This is a genomic window from Variovorax sp. W1I1 (genome assembly GCF_030815625.1).
GTDB classification, from domain to species: domain Bacteria; phylum Pseudomonadota; class Gammaproteobacteria; order Burkholderiales; family Burkholderiaceae_C; genus Variovorax; species Variovorax paradoxus_C.
In genome coordinates this window covers 5,682,374-5,698,263 of record NZ_JAUSWZ010000001.1, presented here as the reverse complement: position 1 = coordinate 5,698,263, position 15,890 = coordinate 5,682,374, and the positions used below count along the sequence as shown (strand labels likewise).

Annotated in this window: 23 protein-coding genes; 20 read left to right on the top strand and 3 right to left on the bottom strand. The window is 63.4% G+C overall.

The genetic code is table 11. The features are described from left to right. Nucleotides 1-73 precede the first annotated feature (73 nt). The 16 genes from fusA (at nucleotide 74) to QFZ83_RS26405 (ending at nucleotide 11,961) form a co-directional block, all read left to right on the top strand. Nucleotides 74-2,173 (top strand): elongation factor G, encoded by a 2,100-nt coding sequence (gene fusA / locus QFZ83_RS26480; RefSeq protein WP_307511308.1) that lies wholly within the window; start codon nucleotides 74-76, stop codon nucleotides 2,171-2,173. 142 nt (nucleotides 2,174-2,315) lie between these two features. Then, a complete protein-coding gene (tuf, locus tag QFZ83_RS26475) occupies nucleotides 2,316-3,509 on the top strand; it encodes an elongation factor Tu (protein WP_013539103.1) in 1,194 nt (397 codons plus the stop codon). A 24-nt stretch (nucleotides 3,510-3,533) separates the two neighbouring features. Next, nucleotides 3,534-3,848, top strand: a complete 315-nt coding sequence (gene rpsJ / locus QFZ83_RS26470; RefSeq protein WP_007838118.1) for a 30S ribosomal protein S10 — start codon at nucleotides 3,534-3,536, stop codon at nucleotides 3,846-3,848. 148 nt (nucleotides 3,849-3,996) lie between these two features. Next, nucleotides 3,997-5,577, top strand: a complete 1,581-nt coding sequence (locus tag QFZ83_RS26465) for a hypothetical protein (protein WP_307511305.1) — start codon at nucleotides 3,997-3,999, stop codon at nucleotides 5,575-5,577. A gap of 11 nt (nucleotides 5,578-5,588) precedes the next feature. After that, a complete protein-coding gene (locus QFZ83_RS26460; protein ID WP_307511304.1) occupies nucleotides 5,589-6,119 on the top strand; it encodes a hypothetical protein in 531 nt (176 codons plus the stop codon). 243 nt (nucleotides 6,120-6,362) lie between these two features. Continuing rightward, a complete protein-coding gene (gene rplC / locus QFZ83_RS26455; protein WP_013543943.1) occupies nucleotides 6,363-7,043 on the top strand; it encodes a 50S ribosomal protein L3 in 681 nt (226 codons plus the stop codon). After that, the gene (rplD, locus tag QFZ83_RS26450) at nucleotides 7,043-7,663 is read left to right on the top strand and encodes a 50S ribosomal protein L4 (RefSeq protein WP_013543942.1); all 621 of its coding nucleotides are present in this window, start codon (nucleotides 7,043-7,045) and stop codon (nucleotides 7,661-7,663) included. The genes rplC and rplD overlap by 1 nt, the downstream gene beginning before the upstream one ends. Further along, the gene (rplW, locus tag QFZ83_RS26445) at nucleotides 7,660-7,995 is read left to right on the top strand and encodes a 50S ribosomal protein L23 (protein ID WP_007838129.1); all 336 of its coding nucleotides are present in this window, start codon (nucleotides 7,660-7,662) and stop codon (nucleotides 7,993-7,995) included. The genes rplD and rplW overlap by 4 nt, the downstream gene beginning before the upstream one ends. A 2-nt stretch (nucleotides 7,996-7,997) precedes the next feature. After that, a complete protein-coding gene (gene rplB / locus QFZ83_RS26440; RefSeq protein WP_013543941.1) occupies nucleotides 7,998-8,822 on the top strand; it encodes a 50S ribosomal protein L2 in 825 nt (274 codons plus the stop codon). Between the two features lie 11 nt (nucleotides 8,823-8,833). Then, nucleotides 8,834-9,112, top strand: coding sequence for a 30S ribosomal protein S19 (gene rpsS, locus QFZ83_RS26435; protein ID WP_007838132.1), 279 nt, complete (start codon nucleotides 8,834-8,836; stop codon nucleotides 9,110-9,112). A 9-nt stretch (nucleotides 9,113-9,121) separates the two neighbouring features. Next, nucleotides 9,122-9,454, top strand: coding sequence for a 50S ribosomal protein L22 (gene rplV / locus QFZ83_RS26430; protein ID WP_007838134.1), 333 nt, complete (start codon nucleotides 9,122-9,124; stop codon nucleotides 9,452-9,454). Between the two features lie 17 nt (nucleotides 9,455-9,471). After that, entirely contained in the window at nucleotides 9,472-10,386 is a 915-nt protein-coding gene (rpsC, locus tag QFZ83_RS26425; RefSeq protein WP_013543940.1) for a 30S ribosomal protein S3, read from the top strand. Nucleotides 10,387-10,414: 28 nt separating this feature from the next. Then, nucleotides 10,415-10,831: a 50S ribosomal protein L16 gene (gene rplP / locus QFZ83_RS26420; RefSeq protein WP_007838137.1), complete on the top strand. Its 417-nt coding sequence runs from the start codon at nucleotides 10,415-10,417 to the stop codon at nucleotides 10,829-10,831. A 13-nt stretch (nucleotides 10,832-10,844) separates the two neighbouring features. Further along, nucleotides 10,845-11,096 carry a 50S ribosomal protein L29 gene (gene rpmC, locus QFZ83_RS26415; RefSeq protein WP_306882938.1) on the top strand — a complete coding sequence of 84 codons (252 nt, stop codon included), beginning with the start codon at nucleotides 10,845-10,847 and terminating at the stop codon, nucleotides 11,094-11,096. A gap of 9 nt (nucleotides 11,097-11,105) precedes the next feature. After that, nucleotides 11,106-11,375: a 30S ribosomal protein S17 gene (gene rpsQ, locus QFZ83_RS26410; protein WP_013543938.1), complete on the top strand. Its 270-nt coding sequence runs from the start codon at nucleotides 11,106-11,108 to the stop codon at nucleotides 11,373-11,375. A gap of 79 nt (nucleotides 11,376-11,454) precedes the next feature. Next, nucleotides 11,455-11,961, top strand: a complete 507-nt coding sequence (locus QFZ83_RS26405) for a peroxiredoxin (RefSeq protein ID WP_307511301.1) — start codon at nucleotides 11,455-11,457, stop codon at nucleotides 11,959-11,961. Nucleotides 11,962-11,977: 16 nt separating this feature from the next. Here the strand turns inward: QFZ83_RS26405 and QFZ83_RS26400 are convergent, their stop codons facing one another. Then, on the bottom strand, nucleotides 11,978-12,565 hold the full coding sequence (locus QFZ83_RS26400; protein ID WP_013543936.1) for a GNAT family N-acetyltransferase: 588 nt from the start codon (nucleotides 12,563-12,565) through the stop codon (nucleotides 11,978-11,980). Continuing rightward, nucleotides 12,562-13,272, bottom strand: a complete 711-nt coding sequence (locus QFZ83_RS26395) for a cytochrome b/b6 domain-containing protein (RefSeq protein WP_307511299.1) — start codon at nucleotides 13,270-13,272, stop codon at nucleotides 12,562-12,564. Before QFZ83_RS26395 ends, QFZ83_RS26400 begins: the two co-directional genes overlap by 4 nt. 160 nt (nucleotides 13,273-13,432) lie before the next feature. On the opposite strand from QFZ83_RS26395, the gene QFZ83_RS26390 reads away from it, so the two are divergent. Next, on the top strand, nucleotides 13,433-13,879 hold the full coding sequence (locus tag QFZ83_RS26390) for a cytochrome c (RefSeq protein WP_306882942.1): 447 nt from the start codon (nucleotides 13,433-13,435) through the stop codon (nucleotides 13,877-13,879). A 64-nt stretch (nucleotides 13,880-13,943) separates the two neighbouring features. Here the strand turns inward: QFZ83_RS26390 and QFZ83_RS26385 are convergent, their stop codons facing one another. Further along, nucleotides 13,944-14,441: a TlpA disulfide reductase family protein gene (locus tag QFZ83_RS26385; RefSeq protein WP_013543933.1), complete on the bottom strand. Its 498-nt coding sequence runs from the start codon at nucleotides 14,439-14,441 to the stop codon at nucleotides 13,944-13,946. A 105-nt stretch (nucleotides 14,442-14,546) separates the two neighbouring features. On the opposite strand from QFZ83_RS26385, the gene QFZ83_RS26380 reads away from it, so the two are divergent. From QFZ83_RS26380 to QFZ83_RS26370, 3 genes are all read left to right on the top strand, one after another. Then, entirely contained in the window at nucleotides 14,547-15,086 is a 540-nt protein-coding gene (locus QFZ83_RS26380) for a hypothetical protein (protein ID WP_307511296.1), read from the top strand. 100 nt (nucleotides 15,087-15,186) lie between these two features. Next, nucleotides 15,187-15,642 (top strand): PTS sugar transporter subunit IIA, encoded by a 456-nt coding sequence (locus QFZ83_RS26375; RefSeq protein ID WP_307511295.1) that lies wholly within the window; start codon nucleotides 15,187-15,189, stop codon nucleotides 15,640-15,642. Then, complete coding sequence (locus QFZ83_RS26370; RefSeq protein WP_013543930.1) at nucleotides 15,611-15,880, top strand: HPr family phosphocarrier protein; 270 nt, start codon at nucleotides 15,611-15,613, stop codon at nucleotides 15,878-15,880. The genes QFZ83_RS26375 and QFZ83_RS26370 overlap by 32 nt, the downstream gene beginning before the upstream one ends. The last annotated feature ends 10 nt before the right edge of the window (nucleotides 15,881-15,890 follow it).

Here is a 15,890-nt window from a genome sequence, read left to right as displayed (position 1 = left end):
TGGGTATTGAGTGTCGGGCGACGTCGCCCATGCTCAAGGCCCAGCGCTCAACGCATTTAACCGAAAGTAAATCATGTCCCGCAAGACCCCCATCGAGCGCTACCGCAACATCGGCATCTCCGCGCACATCGACGCCGGCAAGACCACGACGACCGAGCGCATCCTGTTCTACACCGGTGTGAACCACAAGATCGGTGAAGTGCACGATGGCGCCGCCACGATGGACTGGATGGAGCAAGAGCAAGAGCGTGGCATCACGATCACCTCGGCTGCCACCACCTGCTTCTGGAAGGGCATGGCTGGCAAGTTCGAAGAACACCGCATCAACATCATCGACACCCCCGGCCACGTGGACTTCACCATTGAAGTCGAGCGCTCGATGCGCGTGCTGGACGGCGCTGTCATGGTGTACGACGCGGTCGGCGGCGTGCAGCCCCAGTCCGAAACCGTCTGGCGCCAAGCCAACAAGTACAAGGTTCCGCGTCTCGCGTTCGTCAACAAGATGGACCGCACCGGCGCCGACTTCCTGCGCGTGCGCCAGATGATGGTGGACCGCCTGAAGGCCAACCCCGTCGTGATCCAGATCCCGATCGGTGCCGAAGAGCACTTCCAGGGCATCGTCGACCTCGTGAAGATGAAGGCGATCATCTGGGACGAAGACAAGGGCGTGACCTTCACCTACGGTGAAATCCCCGCGAACCTGGCTGCTGTCTGCGCCGAATACCGCGAAAAGCTGGTCGAAGCCGCTGCCGAAGCCAGCGAAGAGCTGATGAACAAGTACCTCGAAGGCGGCGAGCTTTCCGAGGAAGAAATCAAGGCTGCCATCCGTCAGCGCACCATCGCCGGCGAAATCCAGCCGATGCTGTGCGGCTCGGCCTTCAAGAACAAGGGCGTGCAGGCCATGCTCGACGCCGTCGTCGAATACATGCCCGCACCGACCGACATTCCCCCGGTCAACGGCACCGACGAAGACGAAGCCCCCGTCACCCGCAAGGCTGACGACGGCGAGAAGTTCTCGGCTCTGGCATTCAAGCTGATGACCGACCCGTTCGTGGGCCAATTGACCTTCGTGCGCGTCTACTCTGGCGTGCTGACCAAGGGCGACAGCGTCTACAACCCGGTGCGCGGCAAGAAGGAACGTATCGGCCGTATCGTGCAGATGCACGCGAACAACCGCGAAGAAGTCAACGAAATCCGCGCCGGCGACATCGCTGCCTGCGTGGGCCTGAAGGAAGTCACCACGGGCGAAACCCTGTGCGACCCGGCAGCCGTCGTGACGCTCGAGCGCATGGTGTTCCCGGAATCGGTGATCTCGCAGGCCGTTGAGCCCAAGACCAAGGCCGACCAAGAAAAGATGGGCATCGCCCTGCAGCGTCTCGCTCAGGAAGATCCGTCGTTCCGCGTCAAGACCGACGAAGAATCGGGCCAGACCATCATCGCCGGCATGGGCGAGCTCCACCTTGAAATCATCGTGGACCGCATGAAGCGCGAATTCGGCGTGGAAGCCAACGTGGGCAAGCCCCAGGTTGCCTACCGCGAAACGATCCGCAAGACCGTCGAAGATGCCGAAGGCAAGTTCGTTCGCCAGTCGGGCGGCAAGGGCCAGTACGGTCACGTCATCCTGAAGCTCGAGCCGCAGGAAGCGGGCAAGGGCTTCGAGTTCGTCGACGCCATCAAGGGCGGTGTGGTTCCTCGCGAATACATCCCCGCAGTGGAAAAGGGCGTTGTCGAAGCGCTGACGCAAGGCGTGCTGGCGGGCTACCCCGTCGTGGACGTCAAGGTCACGCTGCACTTCGGCTCGTACCACGACGTGGACTCGAACGAAATGGCGTTCAAGATGGCCGCGATCTTCGGTTTCAAGGAAGGCGCCCGCAAGGCCAGCCCCGTGATCCTGGAGCCGATGATGGCCGTGGAAGTCGAAACGCCTGAAGACTACGCCGGCAACGTGATGGGCGACCTGTCCTCGCGTCGCGGCATGGTGCAGGGCATGGATGACATGATCGGTGGCGGCAAGTCCATCAAGGCCGAAGTGCCGCTGTCGGAAATGTTCGGCTACTCGACGACGCTGCGTTCGATGTCGCAAGGCCGCGCCACGTACACGATGGAGTTCAAGCACTACGCTGAAGCTCCGCGCAACGTTGCTGAAGCCATCGTGGCTGCTCGCGCAAAGTAAGTTTTTGAAGAATGCAAGGCCACGCAGTGCGTGGCCTTCGTTGTCTGCGATCCGGTGCCGCCACGTTCCCGTGCGAGGCGAACCAGCAATCGGGTGCAGACATAAAACCAATACACGGGAATGCTCTTTCAAGGATTGAAAAATGGCAAAAGGTAAATTCACCCGCACCAAGCCGCACGTGAACGTGGGCACGATCGGTCACGTTGACCACGGCAAGACGACGCTGACGGCTGCGATTGCAACCGTTCTGTCGGCCAAGTTCGGTGGCGAAGCCAAGGCTTACGACCAGATCGACGCAGCGCCCGAAGAAAAGGCCCGCGGCATCACGATCAACACCGCGCACGTCGAGTACGAAACGGCCAACCGCCACTACGCTCACGTCGACTGCCCCGGCCACGCCGACTATGTGAAGAACATGATCACCGGCGCCGCTCAAATGGATGGCGCCATTCTGGTGTGCTCGGCCGCTGATGGCCCGATGCCCCAGACCCGTGAACACATCCTGCTGGCTCGCCAGGTGGGCGTGGGCTACATCATCGTTTTCCTGAACAAGTGCGACATGGTCGACGACGCCGAGCTGCTCGAGCTGGTCGAAATGGAAGTGCGCGAGCTGCTGGACAAGTACGAATTCCCCGGCGACGACACCCCGATCATCCACGGCTCGGCCAAGCTCGCCCTGGAAGGCGACAAGGGCAAGCTGGGCGAAGAAGCCATCATGAAGCTGGCTGAAGCGCTGGACACGTACATCCCGACGCCCGAGCGCGCCGTGGACGGCACGTTCCTGATGCCCGTGGAAGACGTGTTCTCGATCTCGGGTCGCGGCACCGTGGTGACCGGCGCTGTCGAGCGCGGCGTGATCAAGGTCGGTGAAGAAATCGAGATCGTCGGCATCCGCCCGACCGTCAAGACGACCTGCACCGGCGTGGAAATGTTCCGCAAGCTGCTGGACCAAGGCCAAGCTGGCGACAACGTTGGCGTGCTGCTGCGCGGCACCAAGCGCGAAGAAGTCGAGCGCGGCCAAGTGCTGTGCAAGCCCGGCTCGATCAAGCCGCACGTGCACTTCACCGCCGAGGTGTATGTGCTGTCCAAGGACGAAGGTGGCCGTCACACGCCGTTCTTCAACAACTACCGCCCGCAGTTCTACTTCCGCACGACGGACGTGACCGGCGCGATCGAGTTGCCCAAGGACAAGGAAATGGTCATGCCTGGCGACAACGTCAGCATCACCGTCAAGCTGATCAACCCGATCGCGATGGAAGAAGGCCTGCGCTTCGCCATCCGTGAAGGCGGCCGTACCGTGGGTTCGGGCGTCGTGGCAAAGATCCTCGACATCTAAGCCGGACGCAAAGGAAACATCACCATGGCTACCAAGCAAAAAATCCGCATCCGCCTGAAGGCGTTCGACTACAAGCTGATCGACCAATCGGCTGCCGAAATCGTTGACACCGCCAAGCGCACCGGCGCGATCGTCAAGGGCCCCGTGCCCCTGCCGACCCGCATGAAGCGTTTCGACATCCTGCGTTCGCCGCACGTCAACAAGACGTCGCGCGACCAGCTCGAAATCCGCACGCACCAGCGCCTGATGGACATCGTCGACCCGACCGACAAGACCGTGGACGCGCTGATGAAGCTCGACCTGCCGGCCGGCGTGGACGTCGAGATCAAGCTGCAGTAAGCAGCAAGAGCTCCCAGCGTCGCGTTTTGACGAAGCCCGCCTGCAGAAATGCAGGCGGGCTTTGTTTTTTGCGGTGCGGCTATGGCATCCTCTCGCACCGGTAATTCTTTCAAGCATCGGCCGCGGCTGAAACGAGGGCAGCACAGCTATGAGTCACAAGTTCTCCTTTGCGTTGGGCGCGGCGTGCGTTGCCGCTGTACTGCTGGCGGGCTGCGGCGGTGGTGGGGGTGGAGGCGGTGGTGGGGGATTCCCGATTCTTCCGATAGGCAATTCGGTCGCCCTGACCGGCAAGGCCACCTATGAATCCGTTCCGAATACGAATGGGCCCCTTGTCTATTCCGCGACCTCCGTCAAGCCAGTGCGCGGTGCGACGTTGGAGGTGCTCGATGCAACCTCTTCCGCGCAGCTCGCCGTGACCACCACCGACGACAGCGGGGCGTACTCGGTGGCCGTGCCGGCAAACACGGCGATCGTCGTGCGGGTGAGAGCGCAACTGACCCGCACCGGCTCCTTTCCGAGTTGGGACGTGAGCGTTCGCGACAACACTCAGAGCAATGCCCTTTACTCCATGCAGTCATCGGCGTTTTCGTCTGGCGCCACCGCGCTGACGCGCGATCTGCGCGCCGACACCGGCTGGGGTGGCTCGAGCTACACGAGCCAACGCGTAGCTGCGCCGTTTGCCGTGCTCGACACGGTCTACACGGCAATGCAAAAGGTGTTGTCGGTAGCGCCGTCAACGGCGTTCCCAGTGCTGCGTGTGTTCTGGAGTCCCAACAACAAGCCGGCTGGCGGGAGCGTCGCGGCCGGAGACATTGGCAGCACCTTCTTCATCAACCGGAGCACGGGCCGCGAGATCTATGTTCTCGGCCGGGAGGATGTGGACACCGATGAGTTCGATGCACCTGTGATTGCCCACGAATGGGGTCACTACTATCAATCGGCCTTCAGCCGCGATGACTCGCCAGGCGGTGCCCACTCGCTGGACGATCGGGTCGATCGGCGGCTCGCGTTTTCCGAGGGATGGGGCAATGGCTGGTCGGGCATTGCGCTCGGGCGGAACAACTATGTGGATTCGAAGGAAGCCCAACAGGCAAAGGGCGGCAACGTGAATCTCTCGGTGGGGCCGGCGACCAATCCGGGGTGGTACCGGGAAGGTTCGATCCAAGCGATCTTCTGGAATCTGAATCAGCAGGTCGGTTTCAAGCCCATCCACGACACGATGACAGGCATTCTTTTCAGAGGCGGCGCGCCGGTCTCGTCGATCCATCCTTTCACTGCGGCGTTCAACACGACCGTGCCGAGCAGTGCTTCCGTACTGGCTGGCCTGCTCGGCAGCCAGAACATCAGCACGACTGCCAATGATCCCTATGGCGACACCGAAGCGAACAACGGTGGGTCGCCGACGGTCCCGAACGTGGTGCAGCCGATGTATCGGACGGCAACCGTGGGCGGCGCGCCGACTCAGGCCTGTGTCTCCAACGTCGCGGGCCGCGGCAACAAGCTTGGCAGCTTTGCGTATCTTCGATTCAATGCGCCCGCCAATCGCGACTATCAGTTCACGGTGAACGGCGGTCCCATAGGGGCCAACCCCGACTTCAACATCTTCCGGGGCGGCCTGGTCGCCCGATCGGGCAGCAAGGTCAGCCTGGGGGCGGGCGATTACGTTCTGGCTGTCAGCGATCTCAACAATTTCGGGGCATCGACATGCTTCAACGTCACCATTCAGTAGGGAAGGCCGTCATGAGCATCCGACCACGTTCGATGATTTCCCTGGCCTGGCTTGCAATCGCCGGTTTTTCGGTGCCGGCCCTGGCCGACGGCATGCCGGGTGCGCGCCATGCCAAGTCCACTTCACATCGCGAGGCGTCCATGACAGCCGCAGCGCGCAAGCCGAATGACTCCGGCGTGACGCTGCGGTTCCGGCTCGATGCTGTACCGCAAGTGGGGCGCGGTACCCCGGTGGTGTTGGAGTTCGGCGATGTGACGGACCCAGACGGCGCGACAGTGCGCTTCACAGCCGACGCCGGGCTGAAGATTTCGGGCAGCGACACGCTGGCGCTGCCGATGGCCGGCCGCACGTCGGCGACTGTCACCGTGGTGAGTGAACGGGAAGGGCTTGCCTACCTCAATGTCTTCATCACGCAAAAGGGCGCCATGAGCGCCATTTCGATCCCCATCCAGACCGGCGCTGCGGCCCCGGTCCTGAAGTCCTCCGGCGAACTGAAGTCCACGCCGGACGGGGAAAACATCATCACGATGCCTGCCAAGTAGGCAGAAAACGGGCAAAAAAGGGCGTATCGCCCCTGAGAATCCCGCCCGCAACACCGCTTGCACGGCTCCCGCATCGCGGGCTATAATCGCTGGCTCTGCCCTTGGTGCGTCCGTAGGGATGCAGTTCGAGCAGAGATTTATCAACCTCCTTCCGCAGGCCGGAAACCTTCAGGGATTCGGCCAAACGCTGTCGCCAATTGAAGTGGCAGCGGCGAAGGGAGCTTCCATTTTTGGAGAAAACAAATGAGTCTGAGCAACTCCCTCGGGTTGCTGGGCCGCAAGGTGGGGATGATGCGTCTCTTCACCGATGACGGGGACGCAGTTCCTGTCACGGTGGTGGATGTGTCCAACAACCGTGTGACCCAGATCAAGTCCCAAGAGACCGATGGCTACGTCGCCCTGCAGGTGACGTTCGGTTCGCGCAAAGCATCGCGCGTGACCAAGCCTGAAGCCGGCCACCTCGCCAAGGCGGGTGTCGAAGCTGGTGAAATCATCCAGGAATTCCGCGTTACCGCAGAAACCGCAGGCCAGCACAAGGCTGGCGGCGTGATCGCAGCGGGCAGCGTGTTTTCCGTGGGCCAGAAGGTGGACGTGCAAGGCACTTCCATCGGCAAGGGCTTCGCAGGCACGATCAAGCGCCACAACATGAGCTCGCAACGCGCGTCGCACGGTAACAGCCGTTCGCACAACGTTCCCGGCTCGATCGGCATGGCACAAGACCCCGGTCGCGTGTTCCCCGGCAAGCGCATGACGGGCCACCTCGGCGATGTGACCAAGACCACGCAAAACCTCGACGTGTTCCGCATCGACGAAGCGCGTCAACTGCTGCTCATCAAGGGCGCGATCCCGGGTTCGAAGGGTGGCTTTGTCACCGTGCGTCCCGCCATCAAGGCCAAGCCGCAAGCGGCTGAAGGAGCGAAGTAATGCAACTCGAACTCCTGAACGAACAAGGCCAGGCCGCGTCGAAGTACGACGCCCCCGAGACCGTGTTCGGCCGCGACTACAACGAAGACCTGGTTCACCAGATCGTCGTTGCATTCCAGGCCAACGCCCGCCAAGGCACGCGCGCCCAGAAGGACCGCGAACAGGTCAAGCACTCGACCAAGAAGCCTTTCAAGCAAAAGGGAACGGGCCGCGCCCGTGCCGGTATGACGTCCTCGCCGCTGTGGCGCGGGGGTGGCCGGATTTTCCCGAACATGCCTGACGAAAACTTCTCGCAGAAGATCAACAAGAAGATGTACCGCGCCGGCATGGCTGCCATCTTCTCGCAGCTCGCTCGCGAAGGCCGTCTGGCCGTGGTGGATTCGCTGACCGTGGATTCGCCCAAGACGAAGCCGCTGGCAGCCCGTTTCAAGGCAATGAATCTCGAGTCCGTGCTCGTGATCGCCGAAGAAGTCGACGAAAACCTGTACCTTGCCTCGCGCAATCTGGTCAACATCCTCGTGGTCGAACCCCGTTACGCCGATCCGGTGTCGCTGGTTCACTACAAGAAGGTGCTGGTCACCAAGGGTGCCGTCGACAAGCTCAAGGAGATGTTCGCATGAGCCGCGTGAACCCTACCGCCGCTGAACGTACGTTCGAAGAAGGCCGCCTGATGGCGGTGCTGGTCGCCCCGATCGTGTCCGAAAAGGCCACGATGGTCGGCGAGAAGTCGAACGCTGTCACTTTCAAGGTGCTGCAAGACGCCACCAAGCCCGAGATCAAGGCCGCTGTCGAACTGATGTTCAAGGTCGAAGTCCAGGGCGTGTCGGTGCTCAACACCAAGGGCAAGACCAAGCGCTTTGGCAAGTCCATCGGCCGCCGCGACAACGTTCGCAAGGCCTATGTGACGCTCAAGCCGGGTCAAGAGCTCAACCTCGTCGGGGAAGGCGCTTAATCATGGCCGTCATCAAGATGAAACCCACTTCGCCGGGCCAACGCGGCGCGGTGAAGATTTCGCGTGACCACCTGTTCAAGGGTGCTCCTCACGCTCCCCTGCTGGAGCCCCAGTTCCAGAAGGCCGGCCGTAACAACAACGGCCACATCACGATCCGTCATCGTGGCGGCGGTGCCAAGCACCACTACCGCGTTGTCGATTTCGTGCGCAACAAGGACGGCATCCCGGCCAAGGTCGAACGCATCGAATACGACCCGAACCGCACCGCCCACATCGCTCTGGTCTGCTACGCCGACGGCGAGCGCCGCTACATCATCGCCCCGCGCGGTCTTGAAGCTGGTGCAACGCTGCTGTCGGGCGCCGAAGCCCCGATCCGCGCCGGCAACACCCTGCCGATCCGCAATATCCCGGTCGGCTCGACGATCCACTGCATCGAACTGCAACCCGGCAAGGGCGCGCAGATCGCACGTTCGGCCGGTACGTCGGCCACGCTGCTGGCTCGCGAAGGCGTCTACGCCCAGGTCCGCATGCGTTCGGGTGAGGTGCGGCGCATCCACATCGAATGCCGCGCAACCATCGGCGAAGTGGCCAACGAAGAGCACAGCCTGCGCCAACTCGGCAAGGCCGGCGCGAAGCGTCACATGGGTATTCGCCCGACCGTTCGCGGTGTGGTGATGAACCCGGTCGACCACCCGCACGGTGGTGGCGAAGGCAAGACTGGCGAAGGCCGCCACCCTGTCGACCCATGGGGCAACCTGACCAAGGGCTATCGCACCCGTAACAACAAGCGCACGCAGGTCTTCATCGTGTCGCGTCGCAAGAAGTAAGGGGATAGCTCATGACTCGCTCTCTCAAAAAGGGTCCTTTCGTCGACCACCACCTGGTGGCCAAGGCCGACAAGGCCGTGACGACCAAGGACAAGAAGCCGATCAAGACCTGGTCGCGTCGTTCGATGGTTCTGCCCGAGTTCATCGGTCTGACCATCGCAGTGCACAACGGCAAGCAACACGTGCCTGTGTACATCACCGACCAGATGGTCGGCCACAAGCTCGGCGAATTTGCGCTCACGCGCACGTTCAAGGGGCACCCCGCGGACAAAAAAGTCCAGAAGAAGTAAGGAACGACCATGTCTGAAACACGTGCAGTCCTCCGCGGTGTCCGCCTGTCGGTCGACAAGGGCCGTCTGGTCGCGGACCTCATCCGCGGCAAGAAGGTCGATCAAGCGCTCAACGTTCTGCAGTTCACGCAGAAAAAGGCCGCTGTGATCATCAAGAAGGTGCTCGAGTCGGCAATTGCCAACGCCGAGCACAACGACGGTGCCGACATCGACGAGCTGAAGGTCAAGACCATCTACGTCGAGCAAGGTGCAACGCTCAAGCGCTTCACGGCGCGGGCCAAGGGTCGCGGCAATCGCATCAGCAAGCCCACGTGCCATGTGTACGTGACGGTCGGCAACTAAGAAGGCCTGGAAGAAATATGGGACAGAAAATCCACCCAACCGGGTTCCGCCTTGCGGTCACCCGTAACTGGTCCAGCCGCTGGTACGCAAGCGACCGCGATTTCGCGGGCATGCTGGCCGAAGACATCAAGGTTCGCGAATACCTGAAGAAGAAGCTGAAGAACGCTTCGGTCTCGCGCGTCATGATCGAACGTCCCGCCAAGAACGCACGCATCACGATCTACTCGGCACGTCCGGGCGTCGTGATCGGCAAGAAGGGCGAAGACATCGAGAACCTCAAGCGCGAACTGGGCAAGCAGCTCGGCGTGCCGGTGGCAGTGAACATCGAAGAAGTGCGCAAGCCCGAAATCGATGCCCAACTGATCGCCGACAGCATCACGCAACAGCTCGAAAAGCGGATCATGTTCCGCCGTGCCATGAAGCGCGCCATGCAGAACGCCATGCGTCTGGGTGCCCTGGGCATCAAGATCATGTCGTCGGGCCGCCTGAACGGCATCGAAATCGCTCGTTGCGAGTGGTACCGCGAAGGTCGCGTGCCGCTTCACACCCTGCGCGCCGACATCGACTACGGCACCTCGGAAGCCAAGACCACCTACGGCGTCATCGGCGTCAAGGTCTGGGTCTACAAGGGCGACACGCTGGGTCGTAACGACCTGCCGGCCGTCGAAACGCCGCGTCCTGAAGAAGAACGTCGTCCGCGTGGTCCGCGCCGCGATGGCCGCCCTGGTGGCGACCGTCCGGGTTCGGACCGTCGTGGTCCCGGCCCCCGTGCCGGCGCCCGCGGCCCGATCGGTGGCAACACCGCACCGGCCGATGGCAGCGACAAGCCCGCCGAAGCAACCGGCGGTGCCGGTGCAGACTCGAAACCCGCCGTTAAGCGCGTCCGCAAAGCCGCGCCAGCTGCAGCAGCTGACGGTGCCAAGACCGAGTGATCGGTCTTAGAACTACGGAGTATTAAAAATGCTGCAACCTGCACGCAGAAAGTTCCGCAAGGAACAAAAGGGCCGCAACACCGGCATCGCAACCACGGGTAACTCGGTTGCGTTCGGTGACTTCGGTCTCAAATGCACCGACCGCGGCCGCCTCACGGCGCGCCAGATCGAAGCCGCTCGTCGCGCGATTTCGCGTCACGTGAAGCGCGGTGGCCGTATCTGGATCCGCGTGTTCCCGGACAAGCCAATCTCGACCAAGCCCGCCGAAGTTCGGATGGGTAACGGTAAGGGCAACCCCGAGTACTACGTCGCTGAAATCCAGCCTGGCAAGATCGTGTTCGAGATCGTCGGCGTGCCCGAAGAGCTCGCCCGCGAAGCGTTCCGCCTGGCCGCCGCCAAGCTTCCGCTGCGCACGACGTTCGTCGCTCGCCAGCTCGGCGCCTGAGAGGAGAACATCCATGGCAACACGTAAGAAAAAAGAAACCGTGGCTCCGGCCAAGGTCACCAAGGCTGCAACCCTTCGCACGAAGGACGTCGCAGGCCTTGAAACCGAAATCAAGGACCTGCAGAAGGCCCACTTCGGTCTGCGCATGCAGAAAGCCACGCAACAGTTGTCGAACACCTCGACGCTGCGCGTGACGCGCCGCGACATCGCGCGCGCCAAGACCATTCTTGCGCAGAAGCAGCAAGAAACTCAAGCCGCCAAGTAAGGAGTGAACATGACGGAAGCTAAAAAATCCCTCAAGCGCACCTTGATCGGCAAGGTGGTCAGCGACAAGCGTGCCAAGACCGTGACCGTGCTGGTCGAGCGCCGTGTGAAGCACGAGCTCTACGGCAAGATCGTGGCCAAGACGAGCAAGTACCACGCCCATGACGAAAATGGCGAGTACAAGCTGGGCGACACCATCGAGATCACGGAAAGCCGTCCGATCTCGAAGACCAAGAACTGGGTCGTGACCCGCTTGGTCGAGAAGGCCGTGCTGGTCTGATCTTCCCGAACCGAGTTCTGAACGACTCAACCGGAAACGGCCCACAATGTGGGCCGTTTTTCTTTTTCAGGAGCATTCAATGATCAAAGTCGGTGACACCCTTCCTTCGGCAACTCTGCAGGAATATTCCGAAGTCGAGGGCGAAGGCTGCAGCATCGGCCCGAACGCGGTGGACGTGGCCAAGGCTTCGGCCGGCAAGACCATCGCGCTGTTCGCGCTGCCGGGCGCCTTCACGCCCACCTGCTCGGCCAAGCACGTGCCGGGCTACGTGCAGCACTTCGACGACTTCAAGACCGCCGGCGTGGACGAGATCTGGTGTGTGAGCGTGAACGATGCCTTCGTGATGGGCGCTTGGGCGCGCGATCAGAAGACCGGCGCCAAGGTGCGCATGCTGGCCGACGGCAGCGCCGATTTCGCCAAGGCCACCGGTCTCACGCTCGACCTGACGGGCCGTGGCATGGGCCTGCGCAGCAATCGCTACTCGATGCTCGTGAAGGACGGCAAGGTCGCGACGCTCAACGTCGAGGCACCCGGCAAGTTCGAAGTCAGCGACGCCGACACGCTGCTGGCGCAAGCCCGCGGCTGATTGATCGGCCGATCGATCAGAGATCGGCCTTGAGGTAATGAGCCCCGGCAATGGGGTTGTGATAGTAGGGCGGCACTTCTTCGAAGCCCAGGTCTTCGTAGAGTGCCCGCGCCGATTCCATGTCGTCGAGCGTATCGAGCAGCACGCACCCGTAGCCCGCGGCGCGTGCCGCGTCGAGGATCGCCTCGGCAAGCTGCCGGCCCAGGCCGAGTCCCCGAAAGCCGGGGCGCACGAACAGCCGCTTCATTTCCGCCGCGTTCGCATAGTCCGCGTTGTCGAGCGGGCGCAGGGCGCAGCAGCCTGCCACGTGCGCGAGCGAGCCATCGGCACGCCGCAGCATCGGGGCCTGCCGGCCGGCTTCTTCCTTGATGTTCGCCGGATCCACGAGTGCCAGCAGCAGCGTGCCGCGCGGTTCGGCGTATTCGCCCGGCAGGTCAGCCAGTTCGCTGTCGAAATCCTGGAAGTCCAGATCGATGTCCAGCGAGGCGGCATAGTCGCGAAAGATCGCGCGCGCGGCGTCGATCTCATAGGCTTCATCGGGCGTGAGGAGCACGACGATCGGCGTGTCCGCCAGCGGCAGGGGGCGCGAAACCGAAGAGCTCATACGCGCAGCGACGCCACCCAGTACGCCACGCCAGCGCACAGCGCGAACAGCACCAGCGCCAGCCCGCGCGAAGCCGCGTCGTCGCGGCTCCCGGCGACCTCACCGTTGGCGCGCGCTACGAGTTTGTCGCCCGACACCATCGGCCGCACCAGGCGATGCCGCCTGACCAGCACATAGAACAGCACGGCCAGCACATGCAGGCTGACGAGCGCGATCACGATCCACTTGCCCTGCGCCTTGTGCCAACCGGTGGCGAAGCTCACGACCGCACCCGAGACGAAGCGGGTGAGCGGCCCGGAGGCCGAAATCTCGTCGTCGGCCATCAGCCCGGTGGCGACCTGGAACGCCAGGATCGCCAGCACCGCGAACACCGACAGCGCGCCCAGCGGCGTGTGCCCGATCAGATGGTCCGGATGCGCCCGCCCGCGCAGGTAGTTGATGACCGACCCTGGCGCGTAGATGAACGCCGCGAAGCGCGACCAGCGCCCGCCCACGAAGCCCCAGAGCAACCGGAACAGCAGCAGCGCAAGCACTGTGTACCCGAGCCGAAAGTGCCATTCCATGATGCCGCTGAGGCCGGTTCCGATCAGGCCGATCACGGCGACGGCCAGCGCCCAGTGGAAAAGACGCGTCGGCAGGTCCCAGACGCGCGTGGGGGCCGCGGTGCTGGCGGTCGCCTGGAGGGCGGCCACGGAGGTATCGGTCATCGATGGGGGCGCGGTGGCGCGAGGCTGCGGAAGGCGCAGATTAGCAAAGTCCGGGCGCCGGGCTGCTTCGGGTTGTTGCTATGCCTCCGACATGGCCTGCCCCTACACTCGGCCGCAGCGCTGCGTTCGACGGCGTTGCCACCCCACACAAGGACCCACGATGACCCGACTTGCCTCGTTCGCCCTTGCAGCCGCCTGCGCTGCGATGACCCTGCCCGCTGCAGCCCAGTTCGCAAAGCCCGAGGACGCCATCAAGTACCGCCAGAGCGCGCTGTTCGTGATGAGCCAGCATTTCGGCCGCCTGGGCGCCATGGCCAACGGCCGGGTTCCCTACGATGCAGCGGCTGCCGCCGCCAATGCCGAAGTCGTGGCCGACATGGCGAAGCTGCCCTGGGCCGGCTTCGGCGCCGGCACCGAGGGCGGCAAGGCCAAGCCTGAAGTCTGGAAGGAAGATGCCAAGTTCAAGGAACGCCAGCAGAAGCTGATCGAGGAAACCGGCAAGCTGGTGGTTGCCGCCAAGGCCGGCAACATCGACGCGCTGAAGGCCCAGTTCGGCCCGACCGGCGCGAGCTGCAAGGCTTGCCACGACAGCTTCCGCAACCAGTAAGGGCGGCTGCAAAAAACAAAAGGCGCTACGAGGTAGCGCCTTTTTTATGGGTGACGGAGAGGGTTCAGGCCTCTGCGAGCAGCTTCTCGATGAGCTTGTGCAGCTCGGCGAAGTCGGGCTCGCCGACATAGCGCTTCACGATCTCGCCCTGCTTGTTGACCAGGTAAGTGGTCGGCGTGAGCTTCACATCGCCCCAGGCCTGCGCCACGCTGCCGGTGTTGTCGATCGCGACCTTGAACGGCAGCTTGCGGGTTTCGGCGAAGTTGACGACGTAGCTCGGCGGGTCGTAGCTCATGGCCACCGCCAGCGTGTCGTAGCCCTGCGACTTGTACTTGTCGTAGGTCGCGATCACCTTGGGCATCTCGCCGACGCAGGTCACGCAGCTCGTGGCCCAGAAGTTGACCAGGGTGACCTTGCCTTTGAGGTCGGCGGTGGTCTTCTGGCTGCCGTCCAGCAGCACGAAGGTGGAGGCCGGGGCTGCCGTGTTGCCGGAGCCGAGGTACACGCCCACGCCGACGGCCAATGCAAGAGCGACGGCGGCGGCAGCGATGTATTTTTTCATGGCGGCGACTGAGAGGAGGAGAGGGCGGCGCGATTCTAGTTCCGCCTGTGCAGCCGTGCTGGCGAGGGCCCATCCGGCATCGCGTGGTTCGATAATCGCTCCCCCATGCCGTCATTCGCCCTCCGCCCCTGGCTTGCGCTGACAGCCGCAGCCGCCTTTATCGCCGCCTGCAGTCCCACCTTCAACTGGCGCGAGGTGCAGATCGCCGATGCAGGCCTGGTCGCGCTCCTGCCCTGCAAGCCCGACCGCGCGAACCGCGCGCTGCCGCTGGGCGCCGAGTCCGTGCAGGTCGACATGGCCGGCTGCGAGACCGGCGGCGCGACCTTCGCCATTGCCCACGCTTCCGCCGGCAGCCCGGAGCAGGCCGAGGCCTGGCTCAGCGCGTGGCGCGCAGCCACGCGCAGCCAGTTGGGCGAGGCGAAGGTGGCGGAAGCTCCCGCGGCCCTGCAGCGCGCAACCGCGATGCCTGCACCCGCGCGGCTCGATGCGCAACCAGCCCGGCCGGGCGCCGCGCCCGTTCAGGTGCTTTGGTTCGCCCAATCGCAGAAGAACGGCACCGTGGCGCTTTACCAGGCGACCGTGCTCGGCAAGCCATCCGCGCCCGAAGCCTCGAAGACCTTCTTCGAGGGCCTGCGCCTTCCATGAGCGGCGGCGCTGTCCGTTTTTTCGCGGGCTGATGCGTTATGTCTTATCTCTACTTTCCCTGGGCGCCCCCGCATAATCGACGCGTCGTCCCCTGAGCCGCATGAACAGCATCCTCATCATTGCCCACTCACCGTTCGCGCAGGCGCTGCGGCAGTGCGCGCTGCATGTGTTTCCCGACTGCGAGCAGGCCGTCGTCGCGCTCGACGTGCTGCCCAATGTGTCGCCCGAGGAAACGCTGGCCGCCGCTCGCATCACGCTCCAGCAGCAGCTGCATGGCCCGCGCTCGCAGGTGCTGGTGCTGGCCGATGTGTTCGGCGCCACGCCCTGCAACGTGGCGCAGAAGTTGGTGGACGGCATCCAGTCGCGGCTGGTGGCGGGTGTCAACCTGCCGATGCTGCTGCGCGCCGTGACCTACCGCCACGAACCGCTCGACACGCTGGTGCAGCGCGCCATCGCGGGTGGCACCGCGGGCGTCATGCAGGTGGCGGTGGCGGCTCCCCAGAACCAGGCAAAAAGAAAGCACAGTGATCAAGAAATCCGTGACCATCAGCAATAAGCTGGGCCTGCACGCACGCGCATCGGCCAAGCTGACCAAGCTCGCAGGCAGCTATCCCTGCGAGGTGTGGCTCTCGCGCGGCGACCGCCGCATCAATGCCAAGAGCATCATGGGCGTCATGATGCTGGCCGCCGGCCTCGGCTCCACCGTCGAGCTCGAGACCAACGGCCAGCAGGAAGAAGAAGCGATGAACGCCATCGTCCAACTCATGGACGACAAGTTCGGCGAAGGCGAATAAGGGCCAAGCC

Excerpts from the sequence above, each read along its gene's own strand:
- QFZ83_RS26400 (WP_013543936.1), bottom strand. The coding sequence starts at position 12,565 with ATGAGCTCTTCGGTTTCGCGCCCCCTGCCGCTGGCGGACACGCCGATC.
- rplW (WP_007838129.1), top strand. The coding sequence starts at position 7,660 with ATGAGCCGCGTGAACCCTACCGCCGCTGAACGTACGTTCGAAGAAGGC.
- QFZ83_RS26395 (WP_307511299.1), bottom strand. The coding sequence starts at position 13,272 with ATGACCGATACCTCCGTGGCCGCCCTCCAGGCGACCGCCAGCACCGCG.
- rpsC (WP_013543940.1), top strand. The coding sequence starts at position 9,472 with ATGGGACAGAAAATCCACCCAACCGGGTTCCGCCTTGCGGTCACCCGT.
- QFZ83_RS26405 (WP_307511301.1), top strand. The coding sequence starts at position 11,455 with ATGATCAAAGTCGGTGACACCCTTCCTTCGGCAACTCTGCAGGAATAT.
- QFZ83_RS26380 (WP_307511296.1), top strand. The coding sequence starts at position 14,547 with ATGCCGTCATTCGCCCTCCGCCCCTGGCTTGCGCTGACAGCCGCAGCC.
- rplV (WP_007838134.1), top strand. The coding sequence starts at position 9,122 with ATGTCTGAAACACGTGCAGTCCTCCGCGGTGTCCGCCTGTCGGTCGAC.
- QFZ83_RS26465 (WP_307511305.1), top strand. The coding sequence starts at position 3,997 with ATGAGTCACAAGTTCTCCTTTGCGTTGGGCGCGGCGTGCGTTGCCGCT.
- rplD (WP_013543942.1), top strand. The coding sequence starts at position 7,043 with ATGCAACTCGAACTCCTGAACGAACAAGGCCAGGCCGCGTCGAAGTAC.
- rplP (WP_007838137.1), top strand. The coding sequence starts at position 10,415 with ATGCTGCAACCTGCACGCAGAAAGTTCCGCAAGGAACAAAAGGGCCGC.
- QFZ83_RS26390 (WP_306882942.1), top strand. The coding sequence starts at position 13,433 with ATGACCCGACTTGCCTCGTTCGCCCTTGCAGCCGCCTGCGCTGCGATG.
- rpsQ (WP_013543938.1), top strand. The coding sequence starts at position 11,106 with ATGACGGAAGCTAAAAAATCCCTCAAGCGCACCTTGATCGGCAAGGTG.
- rpsJ (WP_007838118.1), top strand. The coding sequence starts at position 3,534 with ATGGCTACCAAGCAAAAAATCCGCATCCGCCTGAAGGCGTTCGACTAC.
- QFZ83_RS26375 (WP_307511295.1), top strand. The coding sequence starts at position 15,187 with ATGAACAGCATCCTCATCATTGCCCACTCACCGTTCGCGCAGGCGCTG.
- fusA (WP_307511308.1), top strand. The coding sequence starts at position 74 with ATGTCCCGCAAGACCCCCATCGAGCGCTACCGCAACATCGGCATCTCC.
- QFZ83_RS26460 (WP_307511304.1), top strand. The coding sequence starts at position 5,589 with ATGAGCATCCGACCACGTTCGATGATTTCCCTGGCCTGGCTTGCAATC.
- rpsS (WP_007838132.1), top strand. The coding sequence starts at position 8,834 with ATGACTCGCTCTCTCAAAAAGGGTCCTTTCGTCGACCACCACCTGGTG.
- QFZ83_RS26385 (WP_013543933.1), bottom strand. The coding sequence starts at position 14,441 with ATGAAAAAATACATCGCTGCCGCCGCCGTCGCTCTTGCATTGGCCGTC.
- tuf (WP_013539103.1), top strand. The coding sequence starts at position 2,316 with ATGGCAAAAGGTAAATTCACCCGCACCAAGCCGCACGTGAACGTGGGC.
- rpmC (WP_306882938.1), top strand. The coding sequence starts at position 10,845 with ATGGCAACACGTAAGAAAAAAGAAACCGTGGCTCCGGCCAAGGTCACC.
- rplC (WP_013543943.1), top strand. The coding sequence starts at position 6,363 with ATGAGTCTGAGCAACTCCCTCGGGTTGCTGGGCCGCAAGGTGGGGATG.
- rplB (WP_013543941.1), top strand. The coding sequence starts at position 7,998 with ATGGCCGTCATCAAGATGAAACCCACTTCGCCGGGCCAACGCGGCGCG.